Origin of the sequence: Kitasatospora sp. NPDC091207 (assembly GCF_044768625.1) — a bacterium.
Lineage (GTDB): Bacteria > Actinomycetota > Actinomycetes > Streptomycetales > Streptomycetaceae > Kitasatospora.
The window spans coordinates 609,233-625,215 of record NZ_JBIVVS010000001.1 but is presented as its reverse complement, the minus strand read 5'-3'; the positions used below and the strand labels follow the sequence as shown (position 1 = coordinate 625,215).

At 73.1% G+C, this 15,983-nt stretch carries 16 protein-coding genes and 1 tRNA gene; 6 read left to right on the top strand and 11 right to left on the bottom strand.

Annotation, left to right across the window (positions count from 1 at the left end):
* Positions 1-145: 145 nt before the first annotated feature.
* Positions 146-219 (bottom strand) — tRNA-Thr (locus tag ACIQTO_RS02795).
* Between the two features lie 280 nt (positions 220-499).
* On the opposite strand from ACIQTO_RS02795, the gene ACIQTO_RS02790 reads away from it, so the two are divergent.
* The 3 genes from ACIQTO_RS02790 (at position 500) to ACIQTO_RS02780 (ending at position 3,117) form a co-directional block, all read left to right on the top strand.
* A complete protein-coding gene (locus ACIQTO_RS02790; RefSeq protein ID WP_402381941.1) occupies positions 500-1,591 on the top strand; it encodes an ABC transporter ATP-binding protein in 1,092 nt (363 codons plus the stop codon).
* 186 nt (positions 1,592-1,777) lie between these two features.
* On the top strand, positions 1,778-2,218 hold the full coding sequence (locus ACIQTO_RS02785; protein WP_402381939.1) for a hypothetical protein: 441 nt from the start codon (positions 1,778-1,780) through the stop codon (positions 2,216-2,218).
* 77 nt (positions 2,219-2,295) lie between these two features.
* Entirely contained in the window at positions 2,296-3,117 is an 822-nt protein-coding gene (locus ACIQTO_RS02780; protein ID WP_402381937.1) for an NDP-sugar synthase, read from the top strand.
* Between the two features lie 175 nt (positions 3,118-3,292).
* On the opposite strand, the gene ACIQTO_RS02775 is transcribed toward ACIQTO_RS02780, so the two are convergent.
* The 7 genes from ACIQTO_RS02775 to ACIQTO_RS02745 form a co-directional block, all read right to left on the bottom strand.
* Positions 3,293-4,930 (bottom strand): DoxX family protein, encoded by a 1,638-nt coding sequence (locus ACIQTO_RS02775; protein ID WP_402381934.1) that lies wholly within the window; start codon positions 4,928-4,930, stop codon positions 3,293-3,295.
* A 350-nt stretch (positions 4,931-5,280) separates the two neighbouring features.
* Entirely contained in the window at positions 5,281-6,276 is a 996-nt protein-coding gene (rlmB, locus tag ACIQTO_RS02770; RefSeq protein ID WP_402381931.1) for a 23S rRNA (guanosine(2251)-2'-O)-methyltransferase RlmB, read from the bottom strand.
* A gap of 134 nt (positions 6,277-6,410) precedes the next feature.
* Positions 6,411-7,805, bottom strand: coding sequence for a cysteine--tRNA ligase (cysS, locus tag ACIQTO_RS02765; protein ID WP_402381928.1), 1,395 nt, complete (start codon positions 7,803-7,805; stop codon positions 6,411-6,413).
* Between the two features lie 117 nt (positions 7,806-7,922).
* A complete protein-coding gene (locus ACIQTO_RS02760; protein ID WP_380571502.1) occupies positions 7,923-8,318 on the bottom strand; it encodes a PPOX class F420-dependent oxidoreductase in 396 nt (131 codons plus the stop codon).
* A gap of 265 nt (positions 8,319-8,583) precedes the next feature.
* Positions 8,584-9,099 (bottom strand): 2-C-methyl-D-erythritol 2,4-cyclodiphosphate synthase, encoded by a 516-nt coding sequence (gene ispF, locus ACIQTO_RS02755; protein WP_402381925.1) that lies wholly within the window; start codon positions 9,097-9,099, stop codon positions 8,584-8,586.
* Positions 9,089-9,847: a 2-C-methyl-D-erythritol 4-phosphate cytidylyltransferase gene (gene ispD, locus ACIQTO_RS02750; RefSeq protein ID WP_402382724.1), complete on the bottom strand. Its 759-nt coding sequence runs from the start codon at positions 9,845-9,847 to the stop codon at positions 9,089-9,091. Before ispD ends, ispF begins: the two co-directional genes overlap by 11 nt.
* Before the next feature lie 289 nt (positions 9,848-10,136).
* Positions 10,137-10,619 carry a CarD family transcriptional regulator gene (locus ACIQTO_RS02745; RefSeq protein ID WP_030244332.1) on the bottom strand — a complete coding sequence of 161 codons (483 nt, stop codon included), beginning with the start codon at positions 10,617-10,619 and terminating at the stop codon, positions 10,137-10,139.
* Positions 10,620-11,058: 439 nt separating this feature from the next.
* Here ACIQTO_RS02745 and ACIQTO_RS02740 point away from each other — a divergent pair, with 439 nt between their 5' ends.
* A complete protein-coding gene (locus ACIQTO_RS02740; RefSeq protein WP_402381922.1) occupies positions 11,059-11,691 on the top strand; it encodes a DUF461 domain-containing protein in 633 nt (210 codons plus the stop codon).
* 170 nt (positions 11,692-11,861) lie between these two features.
* On the opposite strand, the gene ACIQTO_RS02735 is transcribed toward ACIQTO_RS02740, so the two are convergent.
* Both ACIQTO_RS02735 and ACIQTO_RS02730 read right to left on the bottom strand, forming a co-directional pair.
* Positions 11,862-12,554, bottom strand: coding sequence for a response regulator transcription factor (locus tag ACIQTO_RS02735; RefSeq protein WP_238863613.1), 693 nt, complete (start codon positions 12,552-12,554; stop codon positions 11,862-11,864).
* 2 nt (positions 12,555-12,556) lie between these two features.
* On the bottom strand, positions 12,557-13,843 hold the full coding sequence (locus ACIQTO_RS02730) for a sensor histidine kinase (RefSeq protein WP_402381919.1): 1,287 nt from the start codon (positions 13,841-13,843) through the stop codon (positions 12,557-12,559).
* A 307-nt stretch (positions 13,844-14,150) separates the two neighbouring features.
* Between ACIQTO_RS02730 and phoU the strand changes: the two genes are divergently transcribed.
* Together phoU and ACIQTO_RS02720 are read left to right on the top strand one after the other, a co-directional pair.
* Positions 14,151-14,828, top strand: a complete 678-nt coding sequence (gene phoU / locus ACIQTO_RS02725) for a phosphate signaling complex protein PhoU (RefSeq protein WP_380571498.1) — start codon at positions 14,151-14,153, stop codon at positions 14,826-14,828.
* A 267-nt stretch (positions 14,829-15,095) separates the two neighbouring features.
* Positions 15,096-15,269 carry a hypothetical protein gene (locus tag ACIQTO_RS02720; protein ID WP_380571497.1) on the top strand — a complete coding sequence of 58 codons (174 nt, stop codon included), beginning with the start codon at positions 15,096-15,098 and terminating at the stop codon, positions 15,267-15,269.
* Between the two features lie 108 nt (positions 15,270-15,377).
* Here ACIQTO_RS02720 and ACIQTO_RS02715 read toward each other — a convergent pair whose 3' ends face one another.
* Complete coding sequence (locus tag ACIQTO_RS02715) at positions 15,378-15,965, bottom strand: lytic polysaccharide monooxygenase (protein ID WP_402381917.1); 588 nt, start codon at positions 15,963-15,965, stop codon at positions 15,378-15,380.
* Positions 15,966-15,983: the final 18 nt, after the last annotated feature.

Genomic DNA, 15,983 nt, shown 5'->3' with positions numbered 1-15,983 from the left:
GGAGCCCCGGCCGTCCGGGACCCGGACCACGAGCCCCCGGACGCGGAACACCACGGCCGACCGCCGCCGCTGAGCCGCGACACACCAGAGGGGCCGCCCCACCGGTTCACCCGGCGGGGCGGCCCCTCTGTCGACTCCGTCCCGGAGCCCCCTGTCGGGTTCGAACCGACGACCCCCGCTTTACAAGAGCGGTGCTCTGGCCAGCTGAGCTAAGGAGGCATGGTGACCGTCCGCGACGAGGTCACGGCGGCACCGGGGGCAGTCTACCGGGCGGTGGTGGGGCGGTGGTGGCATATCCGGGGGTTGGCGGGAGCGGCCCGGGCGTGATGGAACCGATGCCGAATTCCGGCCGGCCAGGGGCTGACAAGCGGCGGGGGCGCGGGTAGCGTCGCCGGGAGTTGGTTCGCTCAGTGGTTCAGACCACAGGGCGGGCCGCGCACGACATCCACCTTTACTCGGATCGTCCGGCACGTTCCTGCCGGTGAGGGAGAGCACAGCCATGGCTTCTGTGACGTACGACAAGGCGACCCGTGTCTACCCCGGGGCCGACAAGCCCTCGGTGGACGCGCTGGAGCTGGAGATCGCGGACGGCGAGTTCCTCGTCCTGGTCGGCCCCTCCGGGTGCGGCAAGTCGACCAGCCTCCGGATGCTGGCCGGCCTGGAGGACGTGAACGCCGGCGCCATCCGCATCGGTGACCGCGACGTCACGCACCTGCCGCCGAAGGACCGGGACATCGCCATGGTGTTCCAGAACTACGCGCTCTACCCGCACATGACCGTCGCCGAGAACATGGGCTTCGCGCTCAAGATCGCGGGCGTCAACAAGACGGAGATCCGCACCAAGGTCGAAGAGGCCGCGAAGATCCTCGACCTCACCGAGTACCTGGACCGCAAGCCGAAGGCGCTCTCCGGCGGTCAGCGCCAGCGTGTCGCGATGGGCCGCGCGATCGTCCGCGAGCCGCAGGTCTTCCTGATGGACGAGCCGCTGTCGAACCTCGACGCCAAGCTCCGCGTCTCGACCCGTACCCAGATCGCCGGCCTGCAGCGCCGCCTGGGCATCACCACCGTGTACGTCACCCACGACCAGACCGAGGCGCTCACCATGGGCGACCGCGTCGCGGTGCTCAAGGGCGGCGTGCTGCAGCAGGTCGACACCCCGCGCAACATGTACGACCGGCCCGCGAACCTCTTCGTGGCCGGCTTCATCGGCTCGCCGGCGATGAACCTGATCGACGTGCCGCTGGTGGACGGCGGGGTGAAGTTCGGCGGCTCGGTCGTCAACATCTCCCGCGAGGACCTCTCCGGCGCCGGCACCGACAAGTCGGTGACCGTCGGCGTCCGCCCGGAGCACTTCGAGATCGTCCCGGCCGGCGGCATCGAGGGCGTGGCCGTGACCGTCAACGTGGTGGAGGAGCTCGGCTCCGACGGCTTCGTCTACGGCACCACCAAGATCGGCGGCGAGGACAAGGACCTGGTCGTGCGCGTGCACGGCCGCCAGATCCCGCAGCGCGGCGAGACCATCCACGTGGTGCCGATCGCCAACGAGACCCACGTGTTCTCCACCACCTCCGGCGCCCGCCTGAGCAACTGACCCCCGCGGGCCGGTAGCGACCGGACGGAGCCCCGCCGGACCACCCCTGGTCCGGCGGGGCTCCGTCGTCGTTCGGCCGTCCGCGGCACCGGTGTCAACACGGCGAGGGGACGAACCAGGACACCGCGTCACTCGATGGTGTAACGGAGCGCGATCCGGCCCCCACCCACCGCTACTCTCCTGAGCGTGAAGCAGCTTGTTCGCCGAATCGGCCAGACCATCGCCCTGACCCTGCCCGTGGTCCTGGTGACCACCGGCACCCTCGCCGTGACCAGGGTGCCGTGGGCTCCGCCGACCGGGCTGGACCAGCAGGTCGTCGCGGCCTCCAGCGAGGACGGCGCCGGCATCGGGCGGGCGCCCGGCGCCAGGACCGCGGAGGGCCTCGCCCCGCAGGACGCCCTGCGCGTCGCGCTGCTCGACGAGCTGCGCGCGCACAACCCGGGCAGCGCCCTGGACCTGCTGGAGCGCTCGATGCGCGAGCAGCCCTCGCTGACCCCGTACTGCACCGCGCTCGCCGGTGAGCTGGGCAAGGCGGCCGTGCGCAAGTACCAGGGGGACGTCCAGCGGGCCCGCTCCTTCGCCCGCCCGGTCTGTGACGGCTCGTTCGCCTCGGGCGTCACCGGCTAGGTCGGCCGGGGCCGGTCGGCGGGGCCCGACGGCGGAACCCAGGGTTCCGCACCCCGGCCGCGGCCTATTGTGCTGGCATGAGCGCTGACTCCGGCCCCACCCCCGACCTCACGTCCTCCCCGGCACCGCAGGCACCGCGGCCACTGCCGTCCCCGTCCGGCACGACGCCCGGCCCGACGAACGTCACCCAGGCCGTCATCCTGGCCGGCGGCCAGGGCTCCCGGCTGCGGCCCTACACGGACGACCGGCCGAAGCCCCTGGTCGAGATTCCCGGCACGGGTACCCCGATCCTCGGGCACCAGCTGTCCTGGCTCGCCTCCGAGGGCGTCACCGACGTGGTCATCTCCTGCGGCCACCTGGCCGGCGTGCTGGAGGAGTGGCTGGACCGGACCGACCTGCCGCTGAAGGTCCGCACGGTCGTCGAGGCCGAACCGCTGGGTCGTGGCGGCGGGCTGAAGTACGCCGCCAAGGCCCTGCCCCGGCCGGACGAGCCCTGGTACGCCACCAACGGCGACATCTGGACCCGCTTCAGCCTGCGCGACATGGCCGCCTTCCACCACGAGCGGGACGCCGTCGCGACGCTCGCGCTGGCCCGGCCGCGCATCCCGTGGGGCGCGGTGGAGACCGACCAGTTCGGCAATGTGCTGGACTTCATCGAGGCCCCGCCCTCGCCCTTCCTGATCAACGCCGGCCTGTACGTGTTCAGCCCGGAGTTCGCCGAGCTGCTGCCGGACGTCGGGGACCACGAGCGGACCACCTTCCCCCAACTCGCGCGCGGCAAGCGCCTGGCGGGGTACCAGCTGCCGCAGGGCGTCTACTGGCGCGCCATCGACACCGCGAAGGACCTCACCGAGGCCGCCAAGGAGCTCGCCGCCGGAGCCGGCCGCACACCCCAGTAGTGCCCCGCCCCGCCGGGCGCCCGGCGGGGCTCCGCACCCCGCCCCCGCACCCCACCCCGGCACTCCACCCCGGCACTTCACCCCGGCAGCTCCGCACTCCGCACGGACAGGTGGCCGGGTGCTCCCCCACGGAGCACCCGGCCACCCTGCGTTCCCCGAGGGGCCCGTCGGCCCGTCAGGTGGCCGTCGGCGACCCCGGCCGGGAGTTCCGGGCGCCGGTACCGGACAGCTCGGCCAGCGGCGCGCTGCCCAGCACGCCGCCGAGCAGCCCCGCGCCGGAGCTGCCGCTCGGGCTCGGCCTGGGTGCCGTCGCCGAACCGCTGCCCGCCGCCGGGGTGGTGCGCTGCGCGGGCGCCGAGGCGGCCGGGGCCGCGGTCGGCGGCGGTGCCACCGCCGGGGCCGAACCGGCGCCGCTCTCCGGCTTGGCCGACCGCGCCTTGCCGCTCGGGGTGGGCGTCCCGGCCTTCGTCGAGGCCGGGGCCGGAGCCTGAGCCGCGGACGGCGGTGCGGACGAGCCCGCCGTGGGCGAGGCCGGACGCGGGGCCGCGGGCGAGGGCGAGGTGGACGGGCCCTGCCCGCCGGGGGCGACGGAGGGCCCGCCGCTCGGCCAGACCGGCGTGCCGTAGTCCGTCGCCGGACGGGACGGCGCGGGGTGCGGACGGCCGCCGGTACGGACCGCCGCGCCCAGCATCGACCCGAGCAGCAGGGTCAGGCCGACCACCACCGCGGTCACCACCGCGCCGCGCCGCAGCACCCGGCGGCGTTGCGCCGCCGGCGCGTCCGGACCGTGGCGGCGCCAGGCCTCCAGGTTGAGCCGCCCGTCCAGGGAGGCGAACGGCGCTCCGGCGATCAGCAGCGGGCTCCAGGCCGCCAGGAAGATCAGGTCGGGCGTGTCGTAGACCGGCACGGCCCGCCAGCTGACGGTGAACAGCAGGACGGCGGAGAGCAGCATCGCCGCTCCGGCCGCGAGCCGCTGCCAGAGGCCCAGGACGGTCAGCACGCCCACCACGATCTCGGTGAACGACACCACCAGACCCGAGCCCACCGGGTGGGCCATCGCGAACGCCAGCAGCGGTTCGGCGACCTTCCAGGGGTGCAGCGAGGAGAGCCAGCGCATCATCGAGCCGCGCTCGCCGCCGTCGAAGTACACCGGGTCGCAGAGCTTGCTGAACCCGGCGTAGACCGAGAGCGAGCCCAGCACCGCGCGCAGCGGCAGCAGCACCAGGCCGAGGTCCACCCGGCGGCCGGGGTACCAGGGCGGCCTGCCCTCGCCCGCGGTGGCGGAGACCTCGGGCAGCTCGCCGCTGGGCGTCCAGCCCTGGGGCGCGCCGACCGGGCCGACGCCCGCCTCGGTGGCGGTGCCGCCGCCCTCGCGCGGCTGGCGCGGGACGGTCCGGGCCCCCGCGTACGGCGGGATCACCCGGGTGTCGTCGCCCGCCGCGGAGCCGCCGACCATGGCGCGCCCGCCGACTCCGGCCGGCGTGGGCAGGCCGGTCAGCCGGACGGCCTCCAGCAGCTGGGTGGCCGCCTGGTCCCCGGGGGGCGCCTGGCCGGTCCAGGTGACGGCGGTGACCCGGCCCTTGCGGCGCGGTCCACCGGCACCGGCGAGCGCCGGTACGGCCGAGACGGGCACGACCACCTGCGGGGTGACCAGCGGACGGCGGATCAGGCCCTGGCCGGCGTAGGGATCGCCGAACGCGGCCCCGGTGGAGAGCAGTCCGGCCGGGGCGTCGATCAACGGCGCCACCGGGGTGCCGAGCCGCAGCCGGAAGCTCGCCTGGGTGATGCTGAGGCGCGCAGGGTCGGACGGCACCTTGACGGTATTGAGGCCGGGGCCCGCGCCCGCGTCTATCCCGGTGCTGCCGCTGCCCAGGAGGGGGCGCCGAGGTGTTCTGGTGTCCACACCCGTCTAACCGGGTGACACCCGGTTAGGACACTCTCCCGGGTGGATGTCCGGCGCCCACTTGAAGTGATCATGAGAAAAGCGATCGGGCCCGGTCGGGCCCGATCGCTTTCACCCGGATTGCGGACGGACTGCGGGGAATCCGGAAGATCTCCTGCGGCGGCCGACCCGTCTGTGCTGCGCCGGAACGGCGCTACCGGACCCCGACGGCACCCGGCCGGGCCGTGGCGGGCGGCCCGCCACGGCCCCGTCGGGAGGACTCAGCCGATCTTGCTGCGCAGGCGCGCGGCCTCGTACAGCACGATGCCCGCCGCGACGCCGGCGTTCAGCGACTCGGTGGCACCCGGCATCGGGATCCGCACCCGGATGTCGCAGGTCTCCGCGACCAGCCGGGACAGGCCCTTGCCCTCGCTGCCCGCGACGATCACGACCGGGCCGGCCAGCGCCTCCAGGTCACCGATCTCGGCCTCGCCGTCCGCGGCCAGACCGACCACCAGCAGGCCGGCCTTCTGGTAGGCCTCCAGTGCCCGGGTCAGGTTGGTGGCGCGGGCCACGGGCAGCCGCGCCGCGGCACCGGAGGAGGTCTTCCAGGCACCGGCGGTCATCCCGGCCGCCCGGCGTTCGGGGATGACCACGCCGTGCGCGCCGAAGGCGGCGGCGGAGCGGACCACGGCGCCCAGGTTGCGCGAGTCGGTGACGCCGTCCAGCGCCATGATCAGCGCGTCCTCGCCGGCCTCCGCGGCCTCGGCCACCAGGTCCTCGGGGTGCGCGTACTCGTACGGCGGCACCTGCAGCACCAGGCCCTGGTGGTTCATGCCACCGGTCATCTGGTCCAGCTGCGCCCGCGGGGCCTCCATCAGCGGGAGGCCGCGGTCGTTGGCCGCCTGGAAGGCGTCGCGGACCCGGTCGTCGGTGTCGATGAACTGCATGACGTACAGCGCGGAGGCCGGCACACCGCCCTGCAGGGCCTCGACCACCGAGTTGCGGCCGAAGACCAGCTCGGCGGCACCGGCGCCGCCGCGCCCGCCGCGGCCGCCCGCACCGGCCCGGCGCATGCCGGCCCGGGCCTTGGCGTCCCGCTCGCGCTTGACCGCGGCGTTGGCCGCGCGCTGCTTCGGGTGACCCTTGCGCTCCTCCCCGCGCGGGGTCGGGCCCTTGCCCTGGAGCGCCTTCCGGCTGTGGCCGCCGGTACCGACACTCGCGCCCTTCTTCGATCCGGGGTTGCGGCGGTTCCTGCGTGCACTGTTGCCGGCCATGGCTGTACTTCCTGTCTGTCCGGCATGCCCGGCCGCACCGGTGAACCCGGTGACGGCCGACGGCATGCGCTACGTCATGCGGGAGGGCCGCACCGGTCCGGTACGGCCCACCCTCACCCCATCGTCAGATGGAGTTACTGGCTGTTGATCGTCCAGCGCGGGCCGGACGGGGTGTCCTCGATCGCCAGCCCGGCCACGCCGAGCTGGTCGCGGATGGCATCCGCGGTGGCGAAGTCCTTGCGGGCCCGGGCCGCCTGCCGCTGCTCCAGGACCAGACGGACCAGCGAGTCGACGACCCCGTGGAGGTCCTCGCCGCGCTCGGCCCCGGCCCAGTGCGGGTCCAGCGGGTCGAGACCCAGTACTCCGAGCATCGCACGGACCTCGGCCAGACGCGCCACCGCGTTCTCCTTGTCGTCCGCGGTGAGGGCGCTGTTGCCCTGGCGGACGGCGGTGTGCACGATGGCCAGCGCCTGCGGCACGCCCAGGTCGTCGTCCATCGCCTCGGCGAAGGCCGGCGGCACCTCGGGCGCCGCGTCGACCGTGCCGCAGCGCTCGACCACGCGCTGGACGAAGCCCTCGATCCGGCCGAAACCGGCCTCGGCCTCGCGCAGCGACTCCTCGCTGTACTCGATGGTCGAGCGGTAGTGCGGGGCCGCCAGGTAGTACCGGAGCACGATCGGACGCCAGCGCCCGACCATCTCGGAGACCAGCACCGAGTTGCCGAGCGACTTGCTCATCTTCTCGCCGCTCATGGTGACCCAGGCGTTGTGCACCCAGAAGTTGGCGAAATCGTCCCCGTACGCCTTGGACTGGGCGATCTCGTTCTCGTGGTGCGGGAAGATCAGGTCGATCCCGCCGCCGTGCACGTCGAAGGCCCGGCCCAGGTACTTGTGCGCCATCGCGGAGCACTCCAGGTGCCAGCCCGGACGGCCGGCGCCCCACGGGGTGGTCCAGCTCGGCTCACCGGGCTTGGCGGACTTCCACATCGCGAAGTCGCGCGGGTCGCGCTTGCCGGTCTCGTTCTCGCCCTCGGGCTGGCGCAGGTTCTCCAGCTTCTGGTTGGAGAGTTGGAGGTAGCCGGGGAAGGACTTCACGTCGAAGTAGACGTTGCCGTCCGACGCGTAGGCGTGCCCCTTGGCGATGAGCGCCTGCATCATCTCGATCATCTCGGGGATGTGCCCGGTGGCCCGCGGCTCGACCGTCGGCGGGAGGCAGCCGAGCGCCGAGTAGCCGTCGTTGAAGGCCCGCTCGTTGGCGTAGGCGATCTGCCACCAGGGCGTGCCGAGCTGGCGCTCCTTGGCGATGACCTTGTCGTCGATGTCGGTGACGTTGCGCGCGAAGGTCACCTGGTAGCCGCGGTAGGCGAACCACCGCTGCATGATGTCGAAGTTGAGGCCGGACCGGATGTGCCCGATGTGTGGCGCCGACTGAACGGTAGCGCCGCACAGGTAGATCGAGACACAACCCGGTACAAGCGGGACGAAGTCGCGTACCTGGCGGGTGCTGGTGTCGTACAGGCGAATGCTCACAGCGTCAAGCGTAGTGGGCATGAGGGGGTGCCCCGCGACATTCTCGAATGTCAATACCGCGGCTACGCCGTTTCTTCTTCGTTGCCTACCGGAGGCACCCCCTCCGCCGGGGCGTCCTCAGAGGTTGCCGACCACCTTGCGCGGGGTCAGCCGGACGACCACCCGGACGTCCTCCGGGCCGTCGTAGCCGTAGGACTCCTCGCCGCGGTACTTGCGGGCCAGCTCGTCGATCAGCTCCTTGCCGCCCTCCCGGGTGAAGGTGACCTCGCCGCGCAGCTCCACGTAGGAGTACGGGCTCTCCGGCGGGTTGACCACCAGGGAGATCCTCGGGTCCTTCACCAGGTTGAGGTGCTTGCGGCGGCCCTCCACCGTGGAGAACAGGACGTCGTCGCCGTCCCGCTTGACCCAGACCACCGAGGACTGCGGGCTGCCGTCGGGCTGGATGGTGGAGACCACGGCGAAACTCTTGCCGTCGATCAGGGCCTTGGCCTGGTCGGAGAGCTGTGCGGCCATCGGGGACCTCTTCTCGTCAAGCGGTGTCGGAACTGCCCGCGCGGGCGGGCCTGGCGCGGCCCGCTCCGAACGGTAGCGACTCGCGTACCGGCCACGGCTGTTGAACACTCGTCACCGGCCGGGTATTCCCGGAACGGACCACCCCACCGGGCCCACCGGGCCGTTCCGGGCCTCCCGGCACCGTCCACTGCCCGTCCGCCGCCTGCCCGCCGCCGGTCCCGTGCGGGCACCGCCGCCCGCACGGGGCCGGCGGTGCCCGTACGGGTCACCGGCGCTCGTACACCAGCGCGGTGGCGATCGCCGCCAGACCCTCGGCCCGCCCGGTGAGACCGAGCCCGTCCGTCGTGGTGCCGGAGACCGAGACCGGCGCGCCGACCGCCGCCGAGAGCGCGGCCTGCGCCTCGGCCCGCCGCTTGCCGATCTTCGGCCGGATCCCGATCACCTGCACCGAGACGTTGCCGATCTCGAAGCCGGCCTCGCGCACCAGCCGGGCCGCCTCGCCGAGCAGCCGGACGCCGGACGCGCCCGACCACTCCGGCCGGTCGGTGCCGAAGTGCGCGCCCAGGTCGCCGATCCCGGCGGCCGAGAACAGCGCGTCGCAGGAGGCGTGCGCGGCCACGTCGGCGTCCGAGTGCCCGGCCAGGCCGTACTCGGCGCCCGGCCACTCCAGGCCGGCCACCCAGAGCGGGCGTCCGGCCTCGAAGGCGTGCACGTCGGTACCGATCCCGACCCGCGGGATCAACGGAGCCCCCGGGTCAGTGGGCGTCGGGTCAGTAGGCATCGGAGGCCCTCCGGCGGGCGAGAACGGCCTCGGCGAGGACGAGGTCCAGCGGGCGGGTCACCTTGAAGGCCTCCTCGTGGCCGGGCACCACCACGACCCGGCCGCCGAAGCGCTCCACCAGGCCGGCGTCGTCGGTGACCGCCGGCAGCGCGTCGGCGCCGCCGGCGTGCTCCTCGGCGAGCGCCTTGGCGTGCACCTCGGCCAGCGTCCGCCGGCGGAAGCCCTGCGGGGTCTGGACGGCCCGCAGGGTGGACCGGTCGGGCGTGTCGAGGACCGGTTCGGGTCCGCCCGGATTGGGCTCGACCCGCTTGACCGTGTCGGCGAGCGGCACGGCGGGCACCACCGCCTCGGCCCCGGCCCGGACGGCGGCCGCGACCGCGTCCACCACCTCGACCGGGACGAGCGGGCGGGCCGCGTCGTGCACCAGGACGACCTCCACCTCGGCCGGGATCGCGGCGAGGCCGAGCCGGACCGACTCCTGGCGGGTCGCCCCGCCGGCCACCACCCGGATGTCCTTGCCGTCCAGGCCGTGGCTGTCGAGCAGTCCGACCACCTCGGCCACGCCGTCGGCGGGTGCGGCGACCACGACCAGGCCGACCGCCCGGCTGCGGGTCAGCGCCCTGACGGCGTGCACCAGGAGCGGCACCCCGCCCAGTTCCCGCAGGGCCTTGGGGGCTCCGGGCCCCAGTCGCTCACCGCGTCCGGCGGCGGGCACCACTGCTGCTGCAACTGCTCCTGTGGCGTTCAGGTTTCACTCCTTCGGCGAAGTGGGTATGGCCATGGCGTGCGCGACGGGCGCGCGGGGCCCCTTCCGAAAAGCTCCACGGTCTCCCGCCCACAGAGCACGCAGAACACGCAGAAACGGTCATGCGTACCCGGGGCCGGCCGGCTCGGGTGCGTCGGGTGCGGGGGCGTCGTCCGGACACGCCTCAGCGCCCGAAGTGCCACTGCACCACTCCAGGACGGGTTGTCCAGGGAGTGGCGCGCCGGCACCGGGCGCTGTGAGCGTGTGAGCGGTGGGCGTGAGCCCGACTGCGCTACGAGGCGAGCACCTCGTCGAGCAGCGTCTCCGCCTTGTCCTCGTTGGTGTTTTCGGCCAGCGCGAGTTCGCTGACGAGGATCTGACGCGCCTTGGCGAGCATGCGCTTCTCACCGGCGGACAGACCGCGCTCGCGCTCGCGGCGCCAGAGGTCGCGCACAACCTCGGCGACCTTGATAACGTCACCCGAAGCGAGCTTCTCCAGGTTCGCCTTGTAGCGACGGGACCAGTTGGTCGGCTCTTCGGTGTACGGTGCGCGGAGCACCTCGAAGACCCGGTCCAGACCCTCCTGGCCGACTACGTCGCGAACGCCGACGAACTCGGCGTTCTCGGCGGGCACGCGGAGCGTCAGGTCTCCCTGCTGCACCTTGAGCACCAGGTAGGTCTTGTCCACACCCTTGATCTGGCGAATTTCGATGGCCTCGATCAGCGCGGCCCCGTGATGGGGGTAGACCACCGTGTCGCCAACCTTGAACGTCATGTGACAGGACCCCTTCCGTGGCTTTCCAGAATAACACGCTTTTCGGCGCACCCGAAGGGCGTTTTCGCAGGTCAGGGCCGGTCTCGGGGCTTGACAAGGACCCCCATGACGTGCTGCGGACGGCGTTCGGCGCGGGCTTCCCGCAGGTCGGAGGCGGTTCCAGCGCCCACCGAAACCTGCGGCAACACTCCCGAAACCGTGATTGGATCTTGAGTTTTCACCGTTTATCGGGCCGTTTCCCGATCGTGATCCGATCTTGGTCGCCGCTTGACCAGGACACGGCGATATGCGGCCGCCCGGCAGGGCGGCATGCCGCCGTCCGGGCGCCGGCCCGCACTCCGGGAGCGCGACACGGGGACCACCCCGTGAGGAGCGCATAAGCGAGGTCGATAATCTGAGACCTGACCACCCGCCACGTGACCTAGGAGAAGCCGCCGCCGTGAGCCGCACCATTCGAGTCGGCAGCATCGCCGCCATCGCCGCCATCGCCATCGCCTCGCTGTCGTCCTGCTCGGCCGGCAACAAGGCGGAGACGCTGGAGATCAAGCCCGACAACACCTCGGCGACGATCGGCACGGACCTCCTGCTGAACAACATCGTCGTCGTCACCGGGGACGAGTCCTCCGGGGAGCACACCGGCCCCGTCAACGTGTCGGTGAACATCAGCAACACCGGGGCGGAGCCCGTCGAGCTCCAGTCCATCGTCGTGGGCGACGGCGGCACCGCCGTCTTCGCCGACGAGAAGGGCGCTCCGGTGAGCAGCATCGTCGTCCCGGCCGGCGGCGCGGTGCTGCTCGGCGGCAACGGCAACCCGTCCGCCCGGGTCGCCTCCGCCAGCGTGCACGTCGGCGGCTTCGTGCCCGCCGCCTTCGCCTTCAAGAACGGCGAGAAGGTCGCGGCCGACGCCGCGGTCACCCCGAACAAGGGCCTGTACAAGGGCTGGGGCCCGACCGCCTCCCCCGCGGCCGTGCCGTCCAAGGCCGCCGGGTCGCCCGCCGCCACGACCGGTGCCGCCACCCCGGCCGGTACCGCGCCCACCACCGGTGCGACCACTCCGGCCGCCACCCACTGACGCGCCCCCTCCGGACGCGCGGCCCGCGGGGCGCGCGTCCGGAGGCACACGCGAAGGACCCCTCCGGGCGGCTGCCCGGAGGGGTCCTTCGCGTCGGTCACCACGGTCCGGGGCCGGGCGAGCGGCTCACACCACCCGCCCCGCCCCCGGCACCACCGGTCCCGGCCGGTTTACGGCTCGAACTTGTAGCCGAGGCCACGGACCGTGACCAGGTAGCGCGGCGCGCCCGGGTCCGGCTCGATCTTCGCCCGCAGGCGCTTCACGTGGACGTCCAGGGTCTTGGTGTCCCCGACGTAGTCCGCGCCCCAGACCCGGTCGATCAGCTGCATCCGGGTGAGCACCCGGCCCGCGTTGCGCAGCAGCATCTCCAGCAGGTCGAACTCCTTGAGCGGCAGGTCGACCTTGGCACCGTCGACGGTGACCACGTGGCGGTCGACGTCCATCCGGACCGGGCCCGCCTCCAGCGCGCCGGGGCCACCGCCGTCGCCGGGGCCCTCGGCCTCGCCGCGCCGGCGCAGCACCGCGCGGATCCGGGCCACCAGCTCACGGGTGGAGTACGGCTTGGTGACGTAGTCGTCCGCACCTATTTCCAGGCCGACGACCTTGTCGATCTCGCTGTCCTTGGCGGTGACCATGATCACCGGGACGTTCGAGCGCACGCGGAGCTGGCGGCAGACCTCGGTACCGGGCAGGCCCGGCAGCATCAGGTCGAGCAGGACGAGGTCGGCGCCGTTGCGTTCGAACTGCTCCAGCGCGTCGGGGCCGGTGGCGGCGATGGCCACCTCGAAGCCCTCCTTGCGGAGCATGTACGAGAGAGCGTCGCTGAACGACTCCTCGTCCTCGACCACCAGTACTCGGGTCACGATCAGGCCTCCGGGGAAAGCTGGGGGGTTGTGTCTGACAGGGGTTGCGCGGACTCCCCGGCGGGGAGCCGGTGATCTGCGGGGGCCTGCCCGGCGGGCAGGCGCACGGTGAAGGTGGAGCCCTGGCCCTCGACGCTCCACACCGAGACGGTGCCGCCGTGCGAGGCGGCCACGTGCTTGACGATGGAGAGGCCGAGGCCGGTGCCGCCGGTCGCCCGTGAGCGGGCCGGGTCGACCCGGTAGAAGCGTTCGAAGACCCGCTCGCGGTCCTTCTCGGAGATGCCGATGCCCTGGTCGGTCACCGAGATCTCGATCAGCTCGCCGTCGGCCTCGCCGAGGGCGGCGGCGCTGGAGATCCGGCGGGTGGCGATCGCCACCCTGGTCCGCGGCGGACTGTAGTTGACGGCGTTCTCGACCAGGTTGCCGAGGGCCGCGGCGAGCTGGCCGCGGTGGCCGTGCAGGTAGAGACCGGCGATGCCGCCGGCCGCGATCAGGATCTGCTTGGCGGCGGCCTGCTGGCGGCAGCGGTCGATCGCCTCGGCGATCAGCTCGTCCACCGCGACCGGTTCCGGGTCGACCATCAGCCGGTCGTCCTGGACCCGGGAGAGGTCGATGATCTCCTGGACCAGGCTGGCCAGCCTGGTCGCCTCGATCTGCATCCGGCCGGCGAAGCGCTGGACCGCCTCCGGGTCGTCGGACGCGTCGGCGACCGCCTCGGAGAGCAGCGAGAGCGCGCCGACCGGGGTCTTGAGCTCATGGCTGACGTTGGCGACGAAGTCGCGGCGGACCGCCTCGACCCGGCGGCGGTCGGTCTGGTCCTCGACCAGGACCAGGACCAGCCGGGAGCCCAGCGGGGCGACCCGGACCGACACCGCGAGCGGTTCGGCGGCCCGCGCCGCGCCCGGGCGGGGCACCTCCAGCTCGACCTGGCGGATCTCGCCGTCCCGCCGGGTGGCCCGGGCCAGCGCGAGCATCGGGTCGACGGCGACCGCGCCGCCGCGCACCAGGCCCATCGCGTACGCCGCCGAGCTGGCCTTGACCACCTCGTCGCCCTCGCCGAGCACGATCGCGCAGGAGCGCAGCACGGAGAGGACGGTGTCGACCCCCGGGGGCAGCGGGGGTTCGTGGGCAGGGGTGCTGAGCCCCTGTTGCCGGGTTCTGCCGTTGGTGCCGCCGTATCTGCCCTTGGCCTGTTCGCGCTCGCTCCAACGGAAGGCGATGGAGGCCGTGAGGCCGACGCCGAGCCCGGCTATGGCGCAGGCAGCGGCGGCGGCCACGTTCACGTCCATACCGCCAGCCTAAGCGCATGACGTGGCCACTCCTCCAGGGTCGGATCAAGGGATCGGCCGCCCGTTGCCGAGAATTCACCTCCACGTAGCTGCCGATTCACCGCACGGGTCGTACGTGGTCGCCCGGACGGCCCAAAGTTGGCCACGCAGCCCGTGTGGGAAGGGCTGGCGGACCGAACGCCTGTCCGTCGTCCCCGGTGCGCGCGTACGATGCGCGCCACCAGCAGCGGTCATCCGCACGCCGTACCGACGGTCGTACGGGATGACCGGTCGGCACCGCCACCGACACAGCTACTGAGGAGAGAGCATGCGCGACGCGTACCACGAGGAACTCGACTCGATCGGCGACAGCCTGATCGAGATGGCCCGGCTGGTCGGCTCGGCCCTGGGGCGGGCCACCACCGCGCTCCTCGACGCGGACCTGGCGCTGGCGGAGAGTGTGATCGCCGCCGACGAGAAGATCAACAACCTGCACCACGAGCTGGAGAACCGGGCGATCGACCTGCTCGCCCGCCAGCAGCCGGTCGCCACCGACCTGCGCATCGTCGTCACCTCGCTGCGGATGAGCGCCGACCTGGAGCGCTGCGGCGACCTCGCCCGGCACGTGGCCAAGGTCGCCCGGCTGCGCTACCCCGAGTCGGCGGTGCCGGGCGACCTGCACGCGACCGTCCTGGAGATGGGCCAGCTCGCCCAGCGGCTGGTGGCCAAGGCCGGTCTGGTGATCGCCACCAAGGACGTCGACAAGGCGCTGGAGCTGGAGCAGGACGACGACGCGATCGACGCGCTGCACCGCGACCTGTTCGCGCACCTGATCGACGACCGCTGGCAGCACGGGATCGAGACCGCCGTCGACGTCACGCTGGTCGGCCGCTACTACGAGCGCTTCGCGGACCACGCCGTCTCGGTGGCCAAGCGCGTGGTGTACCTGGTGACCGGCGAGCACGTGGACGAGTTCGTGGCCTCCTCGGAGGCCGCCGGGGAGTGACCCCGGGTGCGGCACGGCGCCCCCGGAGGCAGGGTCGGTCCCGCCTCCGGGGGCGCCGCCGTTCCCGCCTCCGGACGCGCTCGCGCCACCGCTCCGGGCGGCAGCACTCACCCCGCGGGGTGAGTAAACCTCGGGCGGGGGTGGTGGGGGCGCACGACGCCCTGGACTCCCCACCACTGCGCGCCCGTTGACGCTCCGTCCGATCGGCGGTTTCACTCAAAGCCGTAGGCACCGAAGCGTGCCCGTCACAAGGAGGGTTCCAGCGCGATGAAGGCAAACCCGACCCGACCGGCACCGGCCCACGACATCGAGCCGCCCACCCCGAAGCTGCTGCCCGTCCTCGCGGCCGGCTGCGGCTGCGGCCCGGGCTGCGGCTGCGGCTGCCAGTCCGGCGCGCCCTGCCAGTGCGGCGGCGTCAGTGGCGGCTGCTGCGGCCACTGAGGACCGGCGAAGCTCCGTGGTGCACGGCCGCCGTGGGAGACGGTCGTGCACCCCGGTTACCCGGCCGGCGTTCGCCCGCCGCCGGCTCCCTCACCCGCGGAGCGCGGTTCAGAAGAGGACGTCGGTGCAGGAGTAGAAGGCATTGCCGGTGTCCGAGATCTCCCAGACCGAGACGACGACCTGGTGGCCCGTCCGACCGCTCGGGATCGTCGCCGAGTGGCTGACGGTGCTGGGCACCTGGGTGCCGTTGTACGGGACGGTCAGGAACGGCGTCAGCTCCAGACTGGCCCGGGTGACCGGCTGGGCCGCGTTGTAGCCCGCCTTGGTCAGGTAGTACGTGAAGTTCGCAGTCGCGTGCCGGGCGGTGAACTTCCAGGTGAAGGTGAGCTGCTGGCCCGCCGACACCTTGGTGGTGGGCCAGCCGCCGCCGCGCGGGTCGTCCAGCTCGGCGAACCGGCTGTTGCCGCCCGCACAGATGGTGCCGTCGGCCGGCCCTCTGCCGGGGAAGCCCTTCGGCCCCTCGACGCTCTGCGGCTCCCAGCGGATCTCACCGCAGTTGGTGACCGTTCCCGCCCCGCAGAGCGCGGCCCGGCTGGGCGGGGTCGAGATGTAGCCGTGCGACTGCGCCGGCAGGGCGACGGTGAGCGGGACGGCGACGGCGGCGACGACCGCTCCGACGAGATGACGTGTGCGCATGGTGCTCCTCCGTGGGGG